At 42.2% G+C, this 23042-nt stretch carries 22 protein-coding genes; 9 read left to right on the top strand and 13 right to left on the bottom strand.

The annotated features are described in order from the left end of the window. Positions 1-9 precede the first annotated feature (9 nt). Positions 10-1758 carry a DNA polymerase/3'-5' exonuclease PolX gene (gene polX / locus HYU97_02550; protein MBI2335626.1) on the bottom strand — a complete coding sequence of 583 codons (1749 nt, stop codon included), beginning with the start codon at positions 1756-1758 and terminating at the stop codon, positions 10-12. Between the two features lie 22 nt (positions 1759-1780). Here polX and HYU97_02545 point away from each other — a divergent pair, with 22 nt between their 5' ends. Then, positions 1781-2506: an SDR family NAD(P)-dependent oxidoreductase gene (locus HYU97_02545; protein MBI2335625.1), complete on the top strand. Its 726-nt coding sequence runs from the start codon at positions 1781-1783 to the stop codon at positions 2504-2506. Beyond that, positions 2487-3542 (top strand): AI-2E family transporter, encoded by a 1056-nt coding sequence (locus HYU97_02540; GenBank protein MBI2335624.1) that lies wholly within the window; start codon positions 2487-2489, stop codon positions 3540-3542. Before HYU97_02545 ends, HYU97_02540 begins: the two co-directional genes overlap by 20 nt. A gap of 6 nt (positions 3543-3548) precedes the next feature. Here the strand turns inward: HYU97_02540 and HYU97_02535 are convergent, their stop codons facing one another. The 8 genes from HYU97_02535 to HYU97_02500 form a co-directional block, all read right to left on the bottom strand. After that, positions 3549-4310, bottom strand: a complete 762-nt coding sequence (locus tag HYU97_02535) for a hypothetical protein (GenBank protein ID MBI2335623.1) — start codon at positions 4308-4310, stop codon at positions 3549-3551. A 100-nt stretch (positions 4311-4410) separates the two neighbouring features. After that, entirely contained in the window at positions 4411-4776 is a 366-nt protein-coding gene (locus tag HYU97_02530) for a hypothetical protein (protein ID MBI2335622.1), read from the bottom strand. After that, complete coding sequence (locus tag HYU97_02525; GenBank protein ID MBI2335621.1) at positions 4758-5783, bottom strand: hypothetical protein; 1026 nt, start codon at positions 5781-5783, stop codon at positions 4758-4760. The genes HYU97_02530 and HYU97_02525 overlap by 19 nt, the downstream gene beginning before the upstream one ends. A 23-nt stretch (positions 5784-5806) precedes the next feature. Continuing rightward, complete coding sequence (locus HYU97_02520; GenBank protein ID MBI2335620.1) at positions 5807-6031, bottom strand: type II toxin-antitoxin system HicA family toxin; 225 nt, start codon at positions 6029-6031, stop codon at positions 5807-5809. After that, positions 6028-6240, bottom strand: a complete 213-nt coding sequence (locus HYU97_02515) for a type II toxin-antitoxin system HicB family antitoxin (protein MBI2335619.1) — start codon at positions 6238-6240, stop codon at positions 6028-6030. The genes HYU97_02520 and HYU97_02515 overlap by 4 nt, the downstream gene beginning before the upstream one ends. A gap of 203 nt (positions 6241-6443) precedes the next feature. Further along, positions 6444-7052, bottom strand: coding sequence for a hypothetical protein (locus HYU97_02510; GenBank protein MBI2335618.1), 609 nt, complete (start codon positions 7050-7052; stop codon positions 6444-6446). Then, a complete protein-coding gene (locus HYU97_02505; GenBank protein MBI2335617.1) occupies positions 7052-7648 on the bottom strand; it encodes a hypothetical protein in 597 nt (198 codons plus the stop codon). The genes HYU97_02510 and HYU97_02505 overlap by 1 nt, the downstream gene beginning before the upstream one ends. Positions 7649-7720: 72 nt before the next feature. Continuing rightward, positions 7721-8689: a flippase-like domain-containing protein gene (locus HYU97_02500; protein MBI2335616.1), complete on the bottom strand. Its 969-nt coding sequence runs from the start codon at positions 8687-8689 to the stop codon at positions 7721-7723. Between the two features lie 89 nt (positions 8690-8778). Here HYU97_02500 and HYU97_02495 point away from each other — a divergent pair, with 89 nt between their 5' ends. The 7 genes from HYU97_02495 (at position 8779) to nadC (ending at position 16196) form a co-directional block, all read left to right on the top strand. Beyond that, positions 8779-9051 carry a hypothetical protein gene (locus tag HYU97_02495; protein ID MBI2335615.1) on the top strand — a complete coding sequence of 91 codons (273 nt, stop codon included), beginning with the start codon at positions 8779-8781 and terminating at the stop codon, positions 9049-9051. A gap of 7 nt (positions 9052-9058) precedes the next feature. After that, positions 9059-11713 carry a valine--tRNA ligase gene (locus HYU97_02490; protein ID MBI2335614.1) on the top strand — a complete coding sequence of 885 codons (2655 nt, stop codon included), beginning with the start codon at positions 9059-9061 and terminating at the stop codon, positions 11711-11713. Between the two features lie 127 nt (positions 11714-11840). Continuing rightward, a complete protein-coding gene (locus HYU97_02485) occupies positions 11841-12083 on the top strand; it encodes a DUF433 domain-containing protein (protein MBI2335613.1) in 243 nt (80 codons plus the stop codon). Continuing rightward, positions 12080-12451: a DUF5615 family PIN-like protein gene (locus tag HYU97_02480; GenBank protein MBI2335612.1), complete on the top strand. Its 372-nt coding sequence runs from the start codon at positions 12080-12082 to the stop codon at positions 12449-12451. Before HYU97_02485 ends, HYU97_02480 begins: the two co-directional genes overlap by 4 nt. 514 nt (positions 12452-12965) lie before the next feature. Next, entirely contained in the window at positions 12966-14129 is a 1164-nt protein-coding gene (locus tag HYU97_02475; GenBank protein MBI2335611.1) for an ATP-binding protein, read from the top strand. A gap of 141 nt (positions 14130-14270) precedes the next feature. Continuing rightward, a complete protein-coding gene (locus HYU97_02470) occupies positions 14271-15356 on the top strand; it encodes a radical SAM protein (protein MBI2335610.1) in 1086 nt (361 codons plus the stop codon). After that, the gene (gene nadC / locus HYU97_02465) at positions 15357-16196 is read left to right on the top strand and encodes a carboxylating nicotinate-nucleotide diphosphorylase (protein MBI2335609.1); all 840 of its coding nucleotides are present in this window, start codon (positions 15357-15359) and stop codon (positions 16194-16196) included. A 17-nt stretch (positions 16197-16213) separates the two neighbouring features. On the opposite strand, the gene HYU97_02460 is transcribed toward nadC, so the two are convergent. The 4 genes from HYU97_02460 to HYU97_02445 form a co-directional block, all read right to left on the bottom strand. Beyond that, on the bottom strand, positions 16214-17731 hold the full coding sequence (locus HYU97_02460) for a radical SAM protein (protein ID MBI2335608.1): 1518 nt from the start codon (positions 17729-17731) through the stop codon (positions 16214-16216). Between the two features lie 69 nt (positions 17732-17800). Next, positions 17801-19669 (bottom strand): hypothetical protein, encoded by a 1869-nt coding sequence (locus tag HYU97_02455; GenBank protein MBI2335607.1) that lies wholly within the window; start codon positions 19667-19669, stop codon positions 17801-17803. A gap of 117 nt (positions 19670-19786) precedes the next feature. Then, positions 19787-20986, bottom strand: coding sequence for an alanine racemase (locus tag HYU97_02450; protein MBI2335606.1), 1200 nt, complete (start codon positions 20984-20986; stop codon positions 19787-19789). A gap of 115 nt (positions 20987-21101) precedes the next feature. Further along, the gene (locus HYU97_02445) at positions 21102-22703 is read right to left on the bottom strand and encodes an aldehyde dehydrogenase family protein (GenBank protein MBI2335605.1); all 1602 of its coding nucleotides are present in this window, start codon (positions 22701-22703) and stop codon (positions 21102-21104) included. Positions 22704-23042: the final 339 nt, after the last annotated feature.

Here is a 23042-nt window from a genome sequence, read left to right as displayed (position 1 = left end):
GAGTCTCCTTTACGTGCATGTCATCCTCCGCGGAAGCGGGGGATCCATATTAGATAAATATTTTGTAATAACGGCCAGCGAACCCGTATTAATCACATCTTCTTTGCTTAGCCAACCTTTGCGGGCGATGTGAACGCCCAACCAGGTGTCGCTTAAGCCTCTTGTGCTATGGGCGTCGGGGTTAATGAAAAATTTCACCCCTGCCGTTTTCGCTTTTTTCAAAAATCGCCAATCCATATCTAGGCGATGGGGGTTGGCGTTAATTTCAATGGCCACGCGATTTTTAGCGGCCTCTTCTATAATTTTTTCAATATCGATTTCATATTCTTCTCGGGCCAGCAACAATCGGCCCGTCATGTGGCCTAAAATGCGAGTATAAGGGTTTTTGATGGCGGTTAAAATTCGTTCAGTCATTTGGCTTTTAGTCATTTTAAAACGGCTGTGCACCGAGGCAATAATAAAATCGAACTGTTTTAAAATTTTGGGGGCATAATCTAAAGAGCCATCGGCTAAAATATCGGATTCAACGCCCTTGAAGATATGAAAGTTTTTAGTCTTTTTATTAAGGCCTTCAATTTTAGTCAGTTGGGATTTTACTCGAGTTTCATTAAGCCCGCCCGCGTAGGTGGCTGATTGGCTATGATCCGATTGCCCCATGTAGCAAAAACCCAAACGCATGGCCTCTTGTTGCATGTCTTCCATTGCGTTGATGCCATCACTCCAGTCCGAGTGTACATGAAAGACCCCTTGAATGTCTTTGGCCTCAATGAGTTTGGGAATTTTGTGCTCGGCTGCTATTTCAATTTCGCCTAAGCCTTCTCTTAATTCTGGTGGGATGTATTGCAATTCTAAAGCCGCATAAACGTCGGCCTCGGTTTTACAGGGGATACATTTTGTGCCTTTGAAGAGGCCATATTCGTTGAGTTTTAACCCAAAATCTTTGGCGCGGGCGCGTAAGGCGGTATTGTGGATTTTATTGCCTGTAAAATAAACGAGGGCATAAGGAAATTCTTCAGGATGCACCACTCGTAAGTCGACTTGAATGCTCGATTGCAAACGAATGCTAGCCTTGGTGGGGCCGGCAGCCAACACCGATTCGAGCTGAGGGACTTTTTGGAAAGTTTGAATAATTTTTTCAGCAGAGTTATCGCTGGCAATCAGCAAATCAATATCTCCAATGGTTTCCCGCCATCTTCTTAAACTCCCCCCCACTTCAATTTGAAGGCCCTTGTGTTGTGCTTTTAAATAGGCCACCAGTCGATTGGCGGTAGCCCAGGCCATGTCTAAATGAAATCGCCCTTGAAATTTTTTGAGCGCAGCAATGCCTTGCAGAACATTCTCTTGGGTTTTTAAGCCAAAACCTTTAAGACCCAGCAGACGATTTTCTTTACAGGCATATTCCAACTCGCCTACGTTCTGAATGCCTAATTCTTGGTAGAGAACTTTTAATTTTTTAGGCCCCAGCCCTGAGATTTTTAAACATTCCACAAGGCCTTCGGGGAACTTTTTTTGCAATTCCATTAAGGGGGTAGATTTGTTTTTTTGCACCATTTCGGTGATGGCCTCGGTGAGGCCTTTGCCAACACCTTGAAGATTAGATAATTCCCCGGTTTTTACCAAAGTGCTCAAGTCCCTTGCTTCACTTTCTAAAACTCGGGCGGCGTTAAGGAAAGCCCTTACTTTGAAAGGATTTTCACCATCGAGTTCCATCAATTGAGCAATGGTATTAAGATTTTCAATGATTTGATTTTTTTCCATAAGCCATATAACAGTCTATAGTATGTTTCTTGCTGGTAAAAAAGCCTTAATCACCGGTGGGGGGCGAGGCATTGGCAGGGCCATTGCTTGTGCCCTTGCCAATGAGGGCGTTGAAATAGCCTTACTGGCTAGAACTGAAAAGCAACTAGAATCCGTAGCGGAGCTGATTGGGCAAAAGACCAAAGTCGTTTGCATTACAGCCGATCTCAATGAACTTGCAAAACTACCCAAAGTTTTTGAAGAAATTCAACAAAGCTTAGGGCCCATTGATCTATTAATCAATAATGCCGGCACCGGGGCCCATCGCCCTTTTCTCAAAGGTGAGCTTGCTGATTGGGTTTGGACCCTCAATGTCAATTTGATCGCGGGTATGTATTTAGCTCAATTAGCTCTACCCCATATGATGGCCAAACAAGAAGGGGCCATTATTAACATTGCTTCGATGGCGGGTAAAATGGGTTTGAAAGATTCAGCTGCATATTGTGCCTCAAAATTTGGAGTGGTGGGGTTTAGCCAAGCGCTTTTTGAAGAGGTGAGGGAACACAATATTAAAGTTTGTGCCATTTGCCCGGGTTATGTTGATACCCCGTTGATTCCCAAAACACCAAGTTTGGATCGGCAGAAAATGATTGCGCCCGAAGATGTTGCACAAACGGTTTTGCAAGTGTTGCAAATGAATGCTAGAGTTTGCCCTACTGAAATTATCTTAAGACCTCAACGGAGCCCCTATGCAACCCACAGCAGCTGAGAAAAAATCTTTTGTTGTCTTTCTCTTTTTGCTTTTAATGCTAGCGGCTTATCTTTTGAAGTCGTTTGCTATGCCTGCTATTTTGGCGGCCATTCTTGTGATTTTATGCAACCCCATCCAAGCCTTTTTGCTGAAAAAATTAAAAGAACGAAGATATTTGAGTGCAACAATTTCAACGTTGGTGGTCTTTTTATTTGTGTTGGTGCCTTTGATTTTAGTTGGTTCTTTGGTGACCAGCCAGATTTTTTCGTGGGCCGACAAACTTTCTTTTTATTTAGAAAATGAAAGCCTTTCTAAATTATTTGCTAATCTAAGTATTAATATTAGTAATTATTTTAATCAGCTCAACACCCAATTTAATTTAAACTTAGATTTAAGCCGCATGGCCAAAGGCCTATTGAAGCAAATCTGGGCCTTTGCTTCGGCTTATTCACCCGGGGTTTTGTCCAGCACCTTGAATGTATTGGTTTCTTTTTTCATTATGTTGGTGGTGATTTTTTTCTTTTTTGCCGATGGGCCTAAGCTTTACAAAGAAATCGTTTTGCTTTCCCCTTTACAAGAAAAATATGAACACATCTTAGCTTACGAAATTAAGCGAACCATCCATGGGGTTTTTTATGGTTCTTTTTTTACAGCGCTGGTTCAGGCCATTCTTGCCACAGCGGCTTATTTCTTTTTAAAGGTAGATGGCTTTTTGGTGTGGGGCTTTATCACCTTTTTAACTTCGTTTATTCCCTTTGTAGGCGCGGCTGGGATTTGGTTGCCCATGTCGATTATTCTATTGCTGGTGGGTGATACTCGGTCAGGCATTTTTTTAATCATCTATGGGGCCCTCATCATTTCAGGGGTCGATAATTTTTTAAAACCTATTCTTATCAAAGGCAAAAGTGATCTTCATCCCCTAGTGCTTTTTTTAAGTATTTTAGGCGGCATTCGGGTCTTTGGCCCGGCCGGGTTATTGCTGGGGCCCATCATTATGGCGGTGTTGTTAGCTGCCCTCAAAATCTATAAACAGGATTTTGTTCAATCTAACTAAGGTGGGTTAGATTTTCTTGCAATTTGCCCCAGTGGTGACGGTTTTGCCATCTTGATTAATAAAATTCTTACCATCAAAATCGCAAACATAGGTCTGATCTTTGGAGATAAGAACCATTTTGCCAGTGATCGTTGTGGGGATAACTCGCTCTTCAATGCTTGGAAAGTTAGCTGTAATCTGAAAACTTACCTTGGAACCACCCAACCAACCGGATACAGAAAATGTCCCTGTTAACTCTGCTGCTACACTTTGAGACGATTCATTGCCTTGGACATGAAAAGTGCCTTGATGAGAGCCCGTTAAGGCAAGAACGTAATACTCATCAATGGCATAACCATTTAAATTGGATTCTATTGTAAAAATGCCATCTACGAATTCATCGCTAATATTTCCGGTGCCATGAACCTTGCCAGAGATAGTCCCTTGAGCGCCAGGAGCAGTGGCTTCTCTTGTATAATCAAAGGGGCCATCGATAGACGGTATGCCTTGATCTTCAGCCGATTGAATAAGTAAACCATAAAGGTTTCCAAAATAAGCAGTGGCCGCCACATTTTCAGCTAAAAATTTTACCTGCTCGGCCGAAAGATTCAAATCGGAAAAGCTATCCCCTTCGCCTTCATTGATGGTGTTTAAATTGTTTGAAAGTATTTCTTCTAGACTAAGGGCTGGATCTTGGACGGGGGCTTTTGTCTTGGGATCATCGCCACCACCACAGGCAACCAATGATAAAAATAATGTTATAATGAACAAATTAAGAATGGATTTCATACCCTAACCCCCTTTGTAAAGCTGTCAGTCCCCAGTAGTATCGGTAATCCGCTATGGGTAAGTTGTTGTTTTTTAGGGCATTTTAGACAAATATAAGTGATTACGGGGAGATAGTGAGAGAGATCGTATTGGAAATCTCATCCTCTACAACAAGAGTTAAAGCATAAGTGCCTGGGGTAAAATCTGGGGGGATGACTAACCCCAAAGTTTCTAAATCTTGGCTGGTAGGAGTTGTTGAGAAATTAAAACTAGCAGCTACCAGGGCCGTATCACCTAAAATAATAATATTGGTAGGGGCGGCGGGTGAAAAGCCAAAGCCGTGGATTTCTACTGTGTCACCTAGCGATGCTGGGTTGGGACTGACAAAATTGATAAAGGGCTGTTCGATAACTTGCGGGCTAAGCTCACTCGAACCACAGTTTGCTAAAATAAGCACAAGAACTAGTTTTAAGATTTTTGATACCATTCCTTCACCACTTCGCCCGCAGGTTTATTGCGTGGGGTATAAGATTTGTCTTGGGGGCCGCCGTTGCCCCACCACACCCAAAAATAAACCCCACCTAATTGGGGCACGCTTCCCCACGCCCTGGCAAAGGCGCGGTAACATAAGGCTTGTTCTTCGAGGTCTACTTTTTCTTCGGCAAAATAATTCCAAGGGTAAATGTTCGTGCCATCAATCGACAAATAACCAATCTCGGTAAAAATTAAAGGTTGTTTATATTGTTGTTTCCATTGCAAGAGGTGATTGCGAATGGTTCGCCAACTGTTGATCAATTGCGTGTAAGTGGGGTTTTTGATTTTAGTGAGTTCGTAATAGGCGGTCATGCCAATATAATCCAGTTGATCCCAAAAAGTAACTTTTTGATAGTGGTCCCAGTTAGCCGAATAAATTAATTTACCAGGAAAGACCGTGCGAATTTTTTGAATTAAAGCCACCCAACGGTCTTTTTCTTTTTCCAAACTACCGAGTTCAGACCCCACGCTTAGCATATCAACACCATAGCTCTTAGCAAGATTGGCATAATGTAGAATAAAAGTTTCATAAGAGAAAAACCATTGGGCAAGGTCTTTAGGTTTTAGCACGCCTCGCCATTCCCCACCTTTACGTTGCATCAATCGAACAATCGGAAAGAGTGAGGTCTTCAACCCCAACGAGCTTGCCTGTTGGATGACTTCGATCAATTTCGCATCAGGAATCGTCATGGCATCGGCGTGGTCAAACTCCATGGGTTTGAGTTCGGTCGAATAAATATCTTGTTGATACCAACTCACCACCAGCAAAATATGCGTAATGCCATAGGCCTTCATTTCTTTTAAATCTTCGTAGTAATTGTAATTATTTTCTTTAGAAAAAAGCCCTAAGGTCATGCCTTTTTGCGAAGGGGGTGAACCCAACGGGATTTCTGCGACTGCCGGCAGGGCCAAACCAAGATTCAATAGGAAGGTAATAACTAAAATACGAAAAAAAATCATGACGGGTGTACCGAAGGGATTGATTATAATAAATTTACAAATTCATCGACAGTTAATCCAGCCTCGCGAATTAAACTTCTCAGGGTCCCTTTGGCAAGTTCTTTATGGTTGGGAATTGTTAAGCGACGATAAGGAGGTTTTTCATGCCGCAAAATCACATGGCTACCGGTTTGGTGGTCTAAAGCAAAACCCATTTTTTTAAAGGCTTTAAGAGCTTTTTCTCCAGAGATAGCAGGTAATTTGCTCATAGAGCGACGTCGATGACTTCTTCTTGAATAGAAGGGGGAAGAGGATCACCATGTTTCTTGAGGCTAGTTAAGTATCCTTGAATTGCATCATAAATATTCTGTAATGCCTCTTGCCTAGTTTTGCCCTGTGAAATACAGCCAGGCAAAGAGGGGCATTGAGAGACGTACATTCCGTCTTCATCTTGCTCAATAAGAACTCGATATTTCATAGTCTATTTATCGCATACCATGAAGAGATAATCAAAGGGGTTTTTCTTATTAGACCTCTTGCGTAACCTACTGCGCGACCCAATGACTTCGTTGGGTCACCCCAAAATCCTCACGTATTTTCATATACGCTGCGGTTTTGGGGCCCCGCCCCGCCTTGTCCTTGGGTCGCTCGCGACGGTTCTGCAAGAGGTCTATTTATGAATTAGATCATCTGAATAGTTTGGATTTTATTGAAATAGGGGAGGCGGTAGAAGGTGCGGATTTCTTGTAATAGCGGGTCGATGGAATGGGAGTGGAGGTACTTTTGCAATAAGTAATGACAATAGCGCTTGGCGAATTCGCTGGCTTGACGATAAAGCTGATCTTGGTTGGAATTTAAATTGGGCAAATTAATAGGGCGTGAAATTAAGGCTAGTGCTTCTTCTGGGTTGGTGGGGCAGCTTTGATTGAGGGTTAATAATAAAAATTTATCGATCTCGGCTTGTAGTTCAAGTTCTAACTGAGTCAGCGGGATTTCAGAGTGATGTTTGTAAACGATCAGTAAAAAGTGGCTGATGCCTTCGATGAGATTTAGTTTTTGTTGAATGTTGAGTTGTTCAAGATTCTCTAAAATTTCGGGGCTAAAAAACACCCCAATTTCTAATTCACCATCAGAAGTTGCGGTTAATACGACTTCATCGGCATGTAGATAAGGATTATTTTCGGTCAGCAGCCCTTTAAGATCGGATTTAGCTAAGAGAAAGTTTTGAATATTGAAGGTAGCTGGGAGTTGATAGAGAGTTTCGATTTGTCTTTGGGTAGCTTCGATCATTAATGCACATCCCGTAAAGGGTTTTGAGCACCTACCGGAATGCCCGCTTCTTGCAATTTGGTTTTAAGGCGTTCGCTGCCGGTCTTTAAATATTTTTCATAGAGTCGTAAGAGATCCGAGTTGTTTTGCATCCCCGCATTTTCACTGATTTCCGACAACACATCAACATAGCGAGGGAATTGATCGCCTAGTTCTTCGAAGGTTTGTTGAAAAGCAGAAATATTAATCGAGATAGACGACAACGCTTGATAGGCATTGCTTCCCAAACCAATGTAATAATCAATATCGACGAGTTTGCGTTTTAAGCTGTCGGAAAAATAACCCGAGACAAGCAAAGCAAAATCACCCAATTGTTTGAGCTGCCGGTATCGTTTGGGGGCATCGGGGGTGGTCATGGAGTCAAGGAATAAGATGGCTAGCGGAGAATCGACTTGGTTGAGTTCTTGGGCAAACCCAGCCAGCAAGTTTACTAAATAATACTCAACATGTTCCGTGGTTTGGATGTTTTGTTTGAATAAAGCCACCCGGACTTCTTGATGAAAATAATCGTTTAACGAAGTATGTGGAGCAATTTGATGAACCATCTTAATCCCCATTGTCCTCCTCTAGTATTATACGGAAAAAGAGAGATAATTCTAAGGAAAAATTAGGGCTTAGGGCGCAATGCGTTAAGAGGCTTCGGAGGGCAGCACGGAGCCAACAACTTTTGATACTTGTCTTAAATAAAATAATCCTATGGTGGCTTTTAAAAGGTAGTTACAAAAAATCCAGAGTAAGCTTGCGGCAAATAATAAATCTTCAGGGCGAGTGGTTCCAGTTAAAAAAAGCGGCGAGTGAATTTGATCTTTTAACAGTTCAACGATGGCGGCTTGGATGGTCCCCAATCCACCAGGCGTTATAGGCACAGCGCCAATCAAAAGGGCTAGCGGTATGCTAAGGATGAGACTCGTGAAGGGAACATGGGCATGAAAAATTTTCAAAAGAAAATAGATGCAGAAAATAAATCCAAAGTGGATGGGAATACGCAAACCAATCATAGTTAAAATATCACGATAGGTGGCTTGGTGTAGGGCTTGAAAGATCTTTTTTTGATGAATAAAGGCGGGCAGTTTTTTTCTTAACAAAGCAACGATTAATAAAGAAACATAAAACACTAATCCAAATTTTTGAATCCATGCCGACAAGTCAATCCCCCGCACGTGCAGGTTGACGAACAAAGAACTCACGACACAAAGGGTGATGATCAAAAAGAAATCCATCAGCATTAATAAAAGAATGGCGCCCAAAGTTTTAAAGGGAGAGTAGCGGTGAGATTTTTTTAAATAAAGAGTGAGCATGGCCTGCCCGGCATTGTAATTGAGAATGGCCACCAAGTAGCTCGTAAAACGGGGCGGGATCATTTCTTTTAGAGAAACCTTACAATCAAAACGCGATAAGGTCCAAGCTAGGCCATAGGAATCGATGAGTGCAACATAGCCCACATAGAATAAAGACAGGCCAAAAAAGGCGAATAGGTTGGTATCTCGAATATTAGAAAAAACTTGGGCAGGAGGATATTTTTTGAATAACCAATAGAAGATGCCAATGGCCACTAGCCAAGGGAGTAGTTGCCTAAGCAGATTCCAGGTTTTCTTCATTGAATGTCCTTAATACTAGGCTCCTTGACAAGCGGATGGCCGAAATACTAGATAAATTTGCACGCTTTTTACTATAAGGAAACCAAATTATGGGTTTTTATTGGAAACGTTCTCCTGAAGATCATTTTGAAGATGAGGTCACTCCGTTGCCTGCACCTGTAGAATCGATCGAGCCTATCACTCCGCAGCAGGCCGTGGCTAGTGAAAGTGGCAAGGCCGTTTTGGATGAAGAAAAATTAATGCAAATGACCCAAGCAAGCATTTTAGAAGTGGTCAATAAAGTTGTCCCCGAACTTGCTGAAAAAATTATTCGTGAAGAGTTAAACAAACTTTTACAAGAGCAAGAAAATCCTAAAACCTAAGGGCTCCATGGATTTTGATTTAAGCAAGAAGTACGAACCCAAAGAGATCGAAGCCAAGTGGAGTGAAGCCTGGGTTAACGCCGATTTATATTCCGCCCAAGAAAATACCACCCTGCCTCCTTATTCTATTGTGATTCCGCCGCCCAATGTGACCGGGGTTTTGCACATGGGGCATGCGCTTAATAATACGCTGCAAGATATTTTAATTCGCTACAAACATATGAATGGCTTTGCCACCTTGTGGGTCTTTGGTTTGGATCACGCCGGGATTGCGACACAAAATGTCGTTGAGCGACAGCTGAAGGCCGAAGGTAAAACGCGGCAAGATATAGGTCGCGAAAAATTTGTGGAGCGGGTGTGGCGTTGGAAAGAAGAATCGGGTGGGCAGATTCGGCATCAGCTTAAAAAACTTGGAGCGAGCCTCGATTACAATCGAGAGCGGTTCACGATGGACCCCGGCTTAAGCGCTGCAGTCCAAGAAGTTTTTGTGAGTTTGTATAAAGAAGGATTGATTTATCGAGGGGAAAAATTGATCAATTGGTGCCCGCGTTGCCACACGGCACTCTCGGATCTTGAAGTGGAGCACGAAGAGGGTAAGGGCAAGCTCTGGCACCTTCGTTACCCTATTCATGGCACTAACGAAGTATTGATTGTTGCCACCACCCGGCCGGAGACGATGCTAGGGGATAGTGCGGTTGCGCTGCATCCCGAAGATGTTCGCTATCAAGCCTTGCTAGGCAAAAAAATTATTTTGCCTTTTGTTAATCGAGAAATTCCCATTATTGGTGATGAATATGTCGATCGTCAGTTTGGATCCGGTGCCGTTAAAATAACGCCAGCTCATGATTTTAATGATTTTGAAGTGGGGTTGAGGCACGGGTTGCCCCGCTATAATATTTTTACTGAAGATGCTCATTTGAATGAACTTGCTGGATCCTTTGCTGGCCTTGAACGTTTTAAAGCCCGTCATGCGATCGTGGCTAAACTCGAAGAGATGGATTTGTTGGAGAAAATTGAAGATTATCCCACCAGCATTGGCCATTGTTATCGCTGCAAGACGGTTGTGGAGCCGTATCTTTCGATGCAATGGTTTGTGCAGACGAAGGGCTTGGCCGGAGCGGCTTTGCAGGCGGTGAAAGACGGCCGGACCAAAATTATCCCGGAGCAGTGGCAAAACACCTATTTTAATTGGCTAGAAAATATTCGGGATTGGTGCATTTCACGACAAATTTGGTGGGGGCATCGCATCCCAGCATGGTATTGTGAATGTGGGGAAATCGTTGTTTCTAAACAAGACATTACGCAATGCCCCGTTTGTAAAAGTTCTGCTTTGAAACCCGAAACCGATGTCTTAGACACTTGGTTTTCATCAGCCCTCTGGCCCTTTTCTACTCTAGGTTGGCCAGATGAAAGCTCGCCTTTATTAAAGCAATATTATCCAACCAGCACGTTGATTACCGGGTTTGATATTTTGTTTTTCTGGGTGGCGCGCATGATGATGCTGGGCCTGCATTTTATGCAAGAAGTTCCGTTTCGTGAGGTTTATATTCATGCCTTAGTGCGCGATGCCCAAGGGCATAAAATGAGCAAATCCAAGGGCAACGTGATGGATCCATTGCATTTGATGGAAAAATACGGAACCGATGCCTTTCGTTTTACTTTGGCCGCCTTTGCAGCCCAAGGCCGCGATATCAAATTGGCTGAAGATCGAGTCGAAGGTTATCGTAATTTTTGTAATAAAATTTGGAATGCCTCTCGTTTTATTATTCAAGCAGCGCTCCCTCATGCCAAAACCGATCTCCAAAATATTCCAGAGGCCAGTTCGGATGAAGATCAATGGATATTGAGTGAGTTTTTTCAATGTGTGAATAGCGTCAAACAGGCCCTTGATGATTACCGTTTCAATGATGCGGCCTTAACTCTTTATCATTTTTTTTGGGGCACCTATTGTGATTGGTACCTTGAATTGATTAAAAGCCGTTTATACGGCGACGACCTGCAGGCCAAACAACAAACCGCAACGGTGGCGGTTTTTATTTTAGATCAGGCCTTGCGCTTATTACATCCTTTCATGCCTTTTCTTACCGAAGAGCTGTGGCACCTTTTAGCCAAGCGAGAGGGCAGGTACCTTTTCCAAGCCGCCTTTCCCCAGGTTCCTCAAGAAAACATTTTAGGCACTTGGCGTCTATCTGATCAACGCATCAACAAGCTTCAAAAAATGGTGAGTAAGCTTCGCCAAATCCGCACCGAAACCGGGGTGCCAGCTTCACAAAAAATTGCCGTGTGGGTTTATTTGGGCAAAGGTAACAAGGCAGAAATACAAAGTTTAGAAGATCGTATGATAGAATTGGGCCGAGCACAAAAAATAACCTACATCGATCAAAAGCCCTCGGAGCCAGTTGCTAAAGGGGTTACTGGGGTAGATGAAATTTTGGTTTATGTTCCATTAACGGGCCTGATCGACATTGAAAAAGAAAAAGAGCGTCAAGGGAGAGAAATTAAGCGCATCCAAAAAGGGATCGATGCTGTTTCCCACATGCTGACCAGCCCCAATTTTGCTCAAAAAGCCCCACCCGAATTGGTTCAACAAAAGAATCAAGAAAAACAAGAATTAGAAATTCGTAAATCTGAAGTCGAAGAAGCCTTAGAATTGCTCAAGTAAATGCCATGAGATCATGATAAGTTACCTTTCACCAACATACGCAAACGGACGTGTGTTCTTATGTTACACACCATCTGGTTTTAAAGTTGTAATTTAAGTCGTCATTGTTTATACTTACTCTAAGTTTATGACCTACAAAGAAGCGTTGAATAGAGTTGTTGTCAATCCACAAGTTGCTGGGGGGGAGCCTTGCATCCGGGGAACGAGGATCTATATTTCCATTATCCTTGATGGGCTTGCAGAAGGGCTGACTTCACAACAGCTTATCGATCATTATCCGCAGCTTAGCCAAGAAGATATTCAGGCTGCTCTTGCCTATGCCGCGGAACTCTCACGTGAACATCTGTGGAAAATTGCTTCTGGGTCATGAAATTAAAGCTCGATGAAAATATTTCTCGCCATCTTAAACCCATCCTGCAAAAATTGAATCATGATGTAATGACCGCTGCTGATGAAGGATTGCTTTCACAACCCGATCCAATAATAGCTGCTGTTTGTAAAGAGGAAAGACGAATACTTTTAACACTCGACGTAGAGTTTGCCGATTTAAGGAAATATCCGCCAGGTTGTTTTCCAGGTATCATTCTTTTCCGTCCTGAAAGTTATGGTCCATTGGCTGTCAATCATTTTATTGAAAATTTTGTAGCCAACACCAATCTTGAGGAGTTTAGAAATTGTATTGTAGTTGTTGATGCTACCCGTATTAGAATTCGCAGACCTCCCTCTGATGATCAATAACTACAATGAAAAAACCCGTGATGCTCATTTAGACACATAGACAAAAATTTTCTCCCCCTAGAAATCAAATGGAACAATCAATTGACAAGTTGATCTCGCTTTAATTAGCAAGATCCATACAGTGATAGGACCTCTGCGCTGCTAAGATCCTTGCCGCCTGCGCTGACAATAAACCCGGTCTTGCCGATGTTCCATTTCACCGCGCCTCTTGCCTCGGTGGGTGTCTCTACCTTTTCGCCAAACGGGTCCATGAACCTTTCCCCCAATGCCCACATATGGCCCGCCATCCGGGGCAGGCTTGGGCTCGCAATAACAGAAAGTTCGTGACGGCTAGCTCAACGATTTGAGCACTTTCCACATCGATCGTTTTTATCGAGGTGTATTTCGTATTAGAGAAGAAGGTTTTGAATTACTTTTTGCAGGCACTCATAAGTTGATTGATCGGTGGAAAGATTAAATCTAGGAACCGATTTTTCATTGACTTAGGTCAATAAAAGGCGTACTTTTATTGAGTATGTTCAATAGGATAATAAACCCCTCAAAAGATAACAGTTTTTTCATTTTTGGGGCTCGTGGCACAGGTAAATCCACCTGGTTGGAATGGAAGTTTGAGTCTGTCCCCCATCTTTATATAGACCTTCTCAATCTTGATGAGGAGGAGCGATTGGCTAAGGACCCCAACGCCCTCTTAGCCCAGGTGAAGGGCTTGGACCAAAAAACCCGCTGGATTGTAATTGACGAAATTCAAAAGTTGCCCAAGCTTCTTGATGTTGTTCATCTTTGTATTGAAAAACATAAAAAACTTTTTGCGCTGACAGGTTCTTCTGCAAGAAAACTAAAACGTGGTGCGGCTAATCTCTTGGCAGGAAGGGCCTTTGTGTATCATCTGTTCCCTTTGACCCATGTAGAACTTGGTTCTGAGTTTTTATTACCTGACATTTTGCGGTGGGGGAGCTTGGCTAAGATTTTTCAACTTTCAGCAACACAAGATAAAATTCGTTTCTTGCGTACCTATGCTCAGACCTATTTAAAAGAAGAGATTGTTGCCGAACAGATCATACGCAAGTTAGATCCCTTCCGTCTTTTTCTTGAAATTGCCGCTCAACAGAATGGTGAAATTGTGAATTTTTCCAATATAGCGCACGATGTAGGTGTTGACACGGTCACGGTCCAGTCCTATTTTCAGATCCTTGAAGATACTCTGATTGGTTTTCTTCTTCATCCCTTTCATCAATCCATCCGTAAGCGGCAAAGGACTAATCCTAAATTTTATTTCTTTGATCTTGGGGTTAAAAGGGCTTTAGAGGGAAGTTTGACCGTGGATATTTTAAAAGGCACTTATGGATATGGAAAAACCTTCGAACATTTTGTGATGGCTGAAGCTTATCGGTTAAATGCTTACCATGAAAAAGATTACCGGTTCAGTTATCTCCGAACAAAAGATGATGCTGAAATTGATTTGATTATTGAGCGCCCCGGGCTCCCTTTAGTTATTGTCGAAATCAAATCGGCAGAAAGGGTAGACTCAAGAGATATACGCACGTTATCCTTATTCAAAAAAGACATGGGGAAGAACGTTGAAGCTTATTGCCTCTCTTGTGATCCTATTCCTAAAAAAATAGACGATATTCATTTGTTGCCATGGCAAATAGGTTTGAGTGAAATCGGGCTTTCTTGACCTCGCCCTCTCCCTAAAACAAACGCTGCAGAAGCCGTTGACACGCTTTACTTTACCTTCTATCTCATGTTCACTTAAATCACTTTTTGTAATATCAAAGTACCCTCGACACTCTCTTGTCTTCAAGGTATGTTCAACGAAATGATTTCTTATTTCAATTTATTAAAGACGATTGTTCGGGAGCGGATGGGTAAGATTGATTATCCTTCCTATGTAACCTATCAGGTTACGCTGAAATGCAATGCCCATTGTATTATGTGTGATTCTTGGAAGACCAAAGAAGAAGCCACCTTACAACTAGACGAAGTCGATAAAATTTTTTCACAATTGCGACAATTGTTGGCTATTCGGTTGAGTGGGGGTGAGCCCTTTATTTTGGGTGATTTGTATGAGCGGGCAAAAATAATTTACCAGTATACCAAACCTTATTACATTCACATTACGAGCAATGGTTTTTTGACCGATCGGGTTGTGAGTTTTGTTGAAAATTATGCCTTACCTACTAATTTAGATATTAAGATTTCCATTGATGGTTATGGTGCCACCCAAGATCGCATTCGGGGCCAAGATGCGTGGAAACGGTCTTTTGAAACGGTCAAACGTTTGGCGGCTTTGCGCAAAAGTAAGCCGCGGTTTTATTTTGGTGTTAATCAGGTACTTACAGCTGAAGATCCAAAAGAACAATATCTGGAATTAAGGGCGGTCCTAGATAAGTTGCAGGTTCCGTTACATACAGGTTTTGCAGTTCAAGAAGCACCTATTTATTCTCAAGGCGGCTATAAAAATATTGCGCCTTCTTATCCAGGAGAGATGAAACTATTTGGGCATTATTCTCAGAATACTTTGGAAGAGTTATTAGATTTATTTGACGAGCATGCAGAATATGTTAATTCTCGGGTAGAACGTTGGGTCTTACAAAACTATCTCTTAGGTCTGCGCAATCGTCTTTTGCTTAAAAAGGGTGATCCAAACCCCAGTTGTATTGCCCTGCATCGGCATTTACGAATCTTGCCCAATGGCGATGTGCCCATTTGTTACTTTAATACCAACCGAGTGGGCAATTTAAGACAGTTGTCATTCCAAGAACTATGGTTCTCGGACCGATTAACCAAAGATCGACAGTGGGTTAAAAAATGCCCTGGGTGTTGGGTAGGCTGCGAGGTAACTCCTAGCGCTTTGTTAACGGGAGACCTGTTTGTGCAAAGATTAAAAGGCATGTTAAGATAAATGAAAAACTTACGACAAGAGTTCTTGCGAGTCCTTAAGTTAGCTTTGAAGGAAGATAAAGCTAATCGTGATTTAACCACAGATTTAATTTTAAAAAAGAATCCAATTAAAAAAGCCAAGGGTATTTTATTAGCCAAGCAAAAAGGGATTTTTGCTGGGACCATCGCTATTCCGCTTACCTTTAGCCTTTTGCCTGGCAGTGTACGCGTGCAACTAAAGAAGAAAGATGGGCAGACAGTAAAACAAGGTGAAATCATTGCGACCTTAGAAGGGTCCGTAGAGTCACTATTGGCAGGTGAAAGGACGTTACTTAATTTGCTACAACACTTAAGTGGCATTGCAACAGAGACACAACGCTATGTTCAAGCGGTGGCAGGAACGAAGGTTAAAATTTTAGACACACGCAAAACCTTGTCAGGTTTACGTTTATTAGAAAAGTGGGCAGTGCTAATGGGAGGGGGTGAGAACCACCGATTTTCTTTGGCCGATGGAATATTGATTAAAGAAAATCATATTAAAATAGCTGGTTCCATTAGACAGGCAATCGAGAAATTTTCGAAAGACAGAAATAATCTTATTTTAGAGGTACGTAATCTTTCCGAATTGCAGCAGGCCTTGCAAACCAGAGTCAAACGAATCTTGCTTGACAATTTTCCAATCCCAGTTTTGAAAAAGGCTGTAAAACTAGCTGTTGGGCGAACTAAACTCGAGTCTTCAGGGGGGGTTACGTTAAAAAATGTTCGAGCGATTGCCAGGACAGGTGTCGATTATATTTCTATTGGCAGGCTTACTCATTCTGCACCTGCCTTGGATATGAGCTTTCTTTTGGAGAGCTGTTGAAAAACGGCCATCGACGATTACTGAAAGAATCCTTCCATTGGGGTAGCTTTTTCGAAAGAGGTATTTTCAGGGTCAAGGGCTATTAATTTCTTTGTTTTTGTAAAAAATAAATTAAAAAATACTCTCATTCTCTTCCAAAGCATTCCAGGCGTTCGGATCTTAATTAATTGTTTTAAGATATATTTTGGAGTCATGTAAAATTTCTTATAGGCTCGAGAGAGAATGATGATGAGTTCCTCTCTTGATAACCCAGCAGGATAAAAAGGCGGAACAAAATTAGGAGTAGGATTTTCAGCGTAGGCCTTCCAATAGTCAGCGGTGAGATTGTTTTGAACCATTTCTAGATAGATGGGTGTTCCTGGAAAAGGAGTTAAGACCGCAAAATGACAATAGTCAGGAGATAATTCTTTAGCAAAGGCAACGGTTTCTAACATTTGCTTTTTTGTTTCACTGGGTGCACCAAACATAAAGTAACCAAGACATTCAATTCCCAAATTTTTGGTAGCTTTAAGTGCCTTGCGTGCTAACGATTTAGTAATACCTTTTTTTAATTTTTTTAATATCTCTTCTGAACCTGCTTCAATACCATAGTGAACTCGCCCAAGACCGGCTCTTTTCATGACCGTTAACAACTCTTCGTCGACATTGTTGACCCGAGTACGGATATCAAAAATTATTTTTAGGTTATTTGCTAAGATGAGCTGGCATAATTTCATGACCCGCTCTCGGTTGATCGTAAATGTGTCATCATAAAAGAAAAATTCGCGAACACCTAAACTATAGGCATGTTGGATTTCTGAAAGAACGTATTCAGGGCTATGAAACCTAAAGTTTTTTCCCAAAGTGGGACGATCACAAAAGATACATTTAAAGGGGCAACCGCGACTGCTAAATATCGTTGTTACATAACCGCCACCCAGTTTTTCCTGACTTAAAATAGAGTTATATTTTTTGTATGGAATAAGAGACCGGTCAGGAAAAGGGAGGGAATCTAGATCTTGCACAAAATCGACGTGAGGATTGGAGAAGAAAGTTCCATTTTTAGTTTTAAAATAAATACCATTAATTTTTTTGATCTCTTCTTCATCTTCAATATGATTAACAAGTTGAGTAAAAGATTGTTCGCACTCACCTTTGAGGACAAAATCACAACAACCAAGCTTGGCGGTTTCTTCTGGGTAAATGGCGACATGAGGCCCACCCATGACAACCTTGATAGAGGGTTCAAGTTTTTTAATGGCCTTAGCAACTTGAATGCAATCAACTAAAAAGAAAGTGATGGTGGTGATACCCACAACGTCGGCCTTAAAATCGACAATTCGTTGGGCAATCGTTTGATGATCCAGTTTGTCAACGACCCCATCTAAAAAAAGGAGTTCATGGTCTGAATTTTTTTTTAAGTAACTTGCAATAAACAATAACCCTAGAGGTGGTAGGGCTCCAACGCCCTCCTTCTTAGAAAGAAAGGCAGGTGTATTGGAAGGTAACATGTACTGATTGGGAGGATTAACAAGTGCTACTTTTTTCTTTCGCATAAAAACTTCCAGGGCTTCGGCAGAGGGAGGAGTATAACCTGATTTTTTCCTGTTTGAAAGGGCTTTTCGTTAAGGAGGTAAAGCGGGCGTAGTTATAGGTAGAATGCGATTGGGATCAATACGATAGATTTTGGACTGGTCTTTCTTTTTAGTGCCGTGGGTCTTTAATAATTCAAACCGTTGATCTTCGTCGTATTTGCCCCAAGGGCCCCATTTGCTGGTGATCAAGTAATAGGTGCCGGGATTCTTTTGAATGTATTCAATGACCTTGTTGGTATCTTTGGGTAAAATACGGATATCCAAGTTTGTATGTTTATCTGCCTTCGCGACTTCATCCCGTGCATAGTCGCTCATGATGACTTGACGTTTCGTAAGACTGCGCAGAAAGTCTCCCGTGAACCAATTGGCAATAATAATAGCATCGCTAGGGGCATTTTGATTGATCCAGCGGGCGCTAGAATATTCTTCATGAGAACAATTGAGCCCCCAGGTGCCCCAGGGTTTTGCTTTATAACTGATGGTTAATGCGGCAATCATGCTGGCTGAAACTAAATAGGGTTTGAGGGTTTCTTTTTGTGTGGCAAGCCAAACCACAAGGGTAGCGATCAGCAATGCTGACAGATGGGCCAGCGGAATAAAATGGCGATAATAATACATGGTAAAAGAGATAAATCCGAATGGGATGAGGAAAAGTACGCTGAATAAAATGACCGTGGAGCTAATCAAAAACGAACTGGTGTCACCCAATTGATAGCGAAAACGTTTAAATGAAAGAATGAGGAATCCCAACCAAGCCATCATTATTCCAAAAAGTTGCAAAGACGTAAGATTGCGTAGGGCCTGGACTTTAAATTCTTTCCAACCTAAAGCGAGCGATTGCATCAAAGTTTTTCCTACCCCCACGTCTTTTAAAATACCTTTGGTTCCAGTTTCTGATAAATGAGAGGCGGTTTGGAAAAAGGGCGTGGCTAAAAAATTAAATTTCCAAATGAAGACCCAAACCAAGAAAACGCCCGCTGCCAGAGCGAAACCGGTGAGATGAAAATATTGCCGACGGGTGAAAGTAATCCAAAGGGTATGAAACAGGAAAGGAGGGACCAGAAAAACGGCTGAGGTGGGATTATTAAAGGTCAACATGGTGAAAAAGAGCCCAAAGAGGATGAAATAAATTTTTTCTCGATGGTGAATACAAAAAAGATAAAACAGAATGGTTAGTGGGAAATAGGGGAGGGCAAAACCTTCAGAAAACCCCATGTTGGTGCGTAAAATGTGGACCGGAGATGCGCCTAACAGTGCGGCTGCAATCAACCCTGCCCAGTAGGCGGCTTGAAGCCCTAAAAAAGAACGTTCTTTCCATTGGAACTCGCGCGACAGCATTTCGTGGGTATATTTGGCTAAGAGATACATGGCTAAAATGCACAGAGCACCCGCACTTTGAGCCCCCCACATCCAAATTTGCCAAGCACTAAAATTCCCCAGGATACCGAGCAATGCCGCAAGGACATAACAGCCCTGCAGTTCAAAAATGGGGGTTTCGCCGATAATGAGAGGGTCAAATTTGCTGATCGTTCCGGTTTGCATCATGGCGTAGGTACGTACCTCGTGCCGATAAGGGTCGGAATCTAATAGGTAGTTGGGATATTTTTGGGCATTTTGTAATCGTATACTAAGACTTAAACTAAAAATAATCCCAAGTAATATTAAAAGCAAACCTTGGGCTAAGGCCTTGGGTTTGATTGAAAGGGGCGATAACCCCTTTCTTATTCGAATCAGTAGGGCCGGGAGACATAATAAACCGAATATAATTAAAATATTAGTGAGTGTAATTTTGAGACCGATTAAACTTTGAGCGGGGTAAAACAATAAGGTAAAAAAAAGCGCTCCGACTAAAAAGGCTAAAATCGTGCGATCGATAATTCCACGAAAATTGTCGAACATTTTGGGGAAATAGGTAAAGATGGCAAAGCCAGATAGGGAGAAAACTAGAAATATTTTTATCAATGGTAAGAGTAGCACAATTTATTTAAACTTATCATGAAGTGGATCAGGACCCAATTAGAAAAAATTCCAGCCTAAACCACGATAAGTTTTAACCCTATCAACGATTTGTCCGCCTTGAATTAGAACATATTCATTAAAGCGTTCGGCAATTTCGCCAGCCTTGGCAGGGCGGAAAAAGATGGGATCCCCCATCGAAAGTTTGTTGCTTTCTAAAGTTTTTAAGGGAGTTTGAACTTCACCAAAACCTTCATTCGAAATAGGTTCTAGATGCTTAGGCAGAAAAACTTGAGGGGCTTTATCTGGGGATAGGGTGCCACTGGCTATAAATCCCCCGCTTTGACAGGTAACGATGCCTTTTTCTGGGATACGAGTGATGGGTAGGCCGAAGCAAAACGCAGGTTCGTTGACATTGTCTTGGTAATAATCAAACAAGTGAGACTGTAAAAAACCTGAACCCGCTGTAACTTCGCTAATCCAAGGTTCTTCGAGGGTGCTGGTTAGGCTACCAGTTCCACCACCATTAAAAAAATCTAATGAAATCTTTTTTTGGTTCAATAATTCAACAATTCTTTTTCGTTTTTCATAAACAATTTTTTTCGAACGCTGGCGGACCCATTTTTTAATAAAATTCGTGGTGGCTGAAAAAGGATTTTGATCGGGGAGCCCTGCAATTTGGGCTTCGTAACCCATAATCCCAGCGAGCTGTAAATAAGCAGCATTTTGAATGCGGTCGAGTAATCGAGAAAAGTCAGCGATGTTTCGAATAGACGAACGATAAACTCCAAGATGAATGGAATTAAAAAGCCGATAAGACATGTCAATATCAATACACACAGGTAAGGGTTGAGCTGGGCTAGCCACCGATTTTAAGGGTTCTAAATGAAATTCATGGTCAACCATCAGGGTAACTTTTTTGCCAGTATCGATGAGTTTACGGAAAATTTTTAATTCTTGTGGCTGTACGGTGGGATAGGCGATCAAGAGATCATCAAAACCAAGTTGGGAAAGTTGATCTGCTTCTTGCATAGAAAAACACATGAGCCCTCGAGCGGTGGGGCCGGCTATTTTTTGAATAAGGGAAATTAAATAGGGGACACGAATGGATTTGGTAGCGATGCGTAAAGATTTGCCTGCGGCTTTGATTTTTTGAGCGATCCTTTGCGTGTTGGCAGTTAAGACGTCAAGATCCACCACTATTAAAGGGTAGGTTTCGTTAGTGAGTAGCTGACGTAATTGTTGGTAGTTTTGAAACATAGATTATGTCATTGCGAGGGCCTTTAGGCCCGTGGCAATCTTCATTATTATAAAAAGGAAGATTGCGGAGTTTATCCTGAGGCTTGCCGAAGGAGCCCTCGCAATGACAATAGGGCTATGTCCTTCCCTTTTTACCTACTTTATTACTATAACGTTCAAGCTTAAGCCCGTTGATGATAAAACGACCCAAAGACCTGACCCCTTCTCCAAACAACCCCGCCATCATTTTTTTGAAAATCTGATATTTTTGTGGAGTGTAAGGGTACCAATTGGCTTCGATTTTTTTGCCATTTTTATCGATCAAAACCGATTTAATATTCGTGAAGCAATAAAAACCAAACTCACCCTTATAACGGCCAATGCCACTTTGTTTGGTGCCCCCAAAGGGCAGTGCATGGTTGCCTTCGGTCAACATGACATTGTTGATAGAAACATTCCCCGTTTCTAAGGCCTTGGTGACGCGCATGGCACGATTCAGGTCAGCCGTCCACACACTGGCCGACAGGCCAAAGGGGCTATCGTTGGCCAATGCAATCACGCTTGCTTCATCCCGAAATTTAAAAAGCGGAAGCAGCGGGCCAAAGGTTTCTTCTTGGTTTATTTTCATGGCAGCGGTGGTGTTTTCTAAAAGAATAGGGGGGATGAAGGGGGAGACATAATCCCAATTTCGACCGGTGAGAATTTTTGCCCCTTGTTTAATGGCATCTTCTAATTGTTCACGGATGATCTGAATCTGCCGGGTTGAGGTCATGATTCCCATATCCGCGCTGCCGTCGTGATCGACCTGTTGTTTCACTTTTTGGATTTCAAGGATCAGCCTATCTCGGAACTCATCATAGATCGATTCTTGAACATAGAGTCGTTCAATAGAAGTACAGGCCTGCCCGGTATTGGTTAAAGCCCCCCACACGGCTCCCTTGACTGCACGATCAAGATTGACATCTTCAAACACGATCATTGGGTCTTTGCCACCTAATTCTAATTCTACCGGAATGAGGGCTGCAGCGGCCTTAGCCATGATGGCCTTGCCAGTTTTAACACTGCCGGTAAAAAATATTTTATCAGGGCGAGGTTCAATGAGCTTGGCACCCACTTGCCCATCGCCATAAACGACTTGTATCCAATGAGGATGAAAGCCGCTTTGAGTTAAGAGTTCTTCGACTAACCCTGTAAGGGGGGTAAGTTCGGAGGGTTTATAGATCACGCTATTGCCACATACAAATGCCGTCGTAAGCGGCACCAGGGCTTGATAGAGGGGGTAATTCCAGGGAGAGATGATCAATGCCACACCTAGCGGTTCAAAGAGAATTTTTGATTTTTTGCCCATTAAAGAAAGCGGGGTGGGTACCTTGCGATCACGTAGCTGTTTGATCGCATACTTTTCTAAATAAGTGAGATGATCTAAGACCCCAAAAATTTCTGACATTAAGGCATCGGTTCGGGATTTTTTGGTATCGGCCTGAATACGGTCGAGGATGGATTCATATTGTGTAAGAATGATTTCTTTTAACGATGTAACATACTTAAGCCGTTGCGCTAGGGGGAGCATGCGTAATTCTTTTTTGCTTTCTTTCGCTCGCGCATAAATATTTTGAATGTCTTGATGGCTTGGGTTTTGCAAATTGGGTTCTGGAAAGGTGCTCGACGCGTTTGGATCGGATTTAGGACGTTCAACTTTAGCGTCCCATTTTATGAGTTGAGTGATTTTCCCGCCCATGGGGATGGGTTCTTTGAGCATCGAGTAATAGAGGGTAAACACCACTCCTTTTACGCCAATGTCCAATAGGCGTAAGGCAGTACCCAGCAGCCAGGGAAACTTTGTATTTTTATCCGTGAGCGTAAAAATAATGCGTAATAAAAATTTAGGCAAAAAACGCAATAGAATCATTAAATGACAAAAACTCTTACGCTCTGTTGCGGGCAAGTAATCTAGGATTCGATCAACGTGAATGATAAAACCGGTTTTGGAAAAAGCGGGAAATTCAAGATCGCCCGGGATGATAACATCCCCTACTTTTTGTAGCCCCTTGATTTGTGTTTTGGAAAAATATTTAGA

The organism is Deltaproteobacteria bacterium (genome assembly GCA_016183235.1).
Lineage (GTDB): Bacteria > UBA10199 > UBA10199 > DSSB01 > JACPFA01 > JACPFA01.
This window is presented reverse-complemented; position numbering and strand designations above follow the sequence as displayed.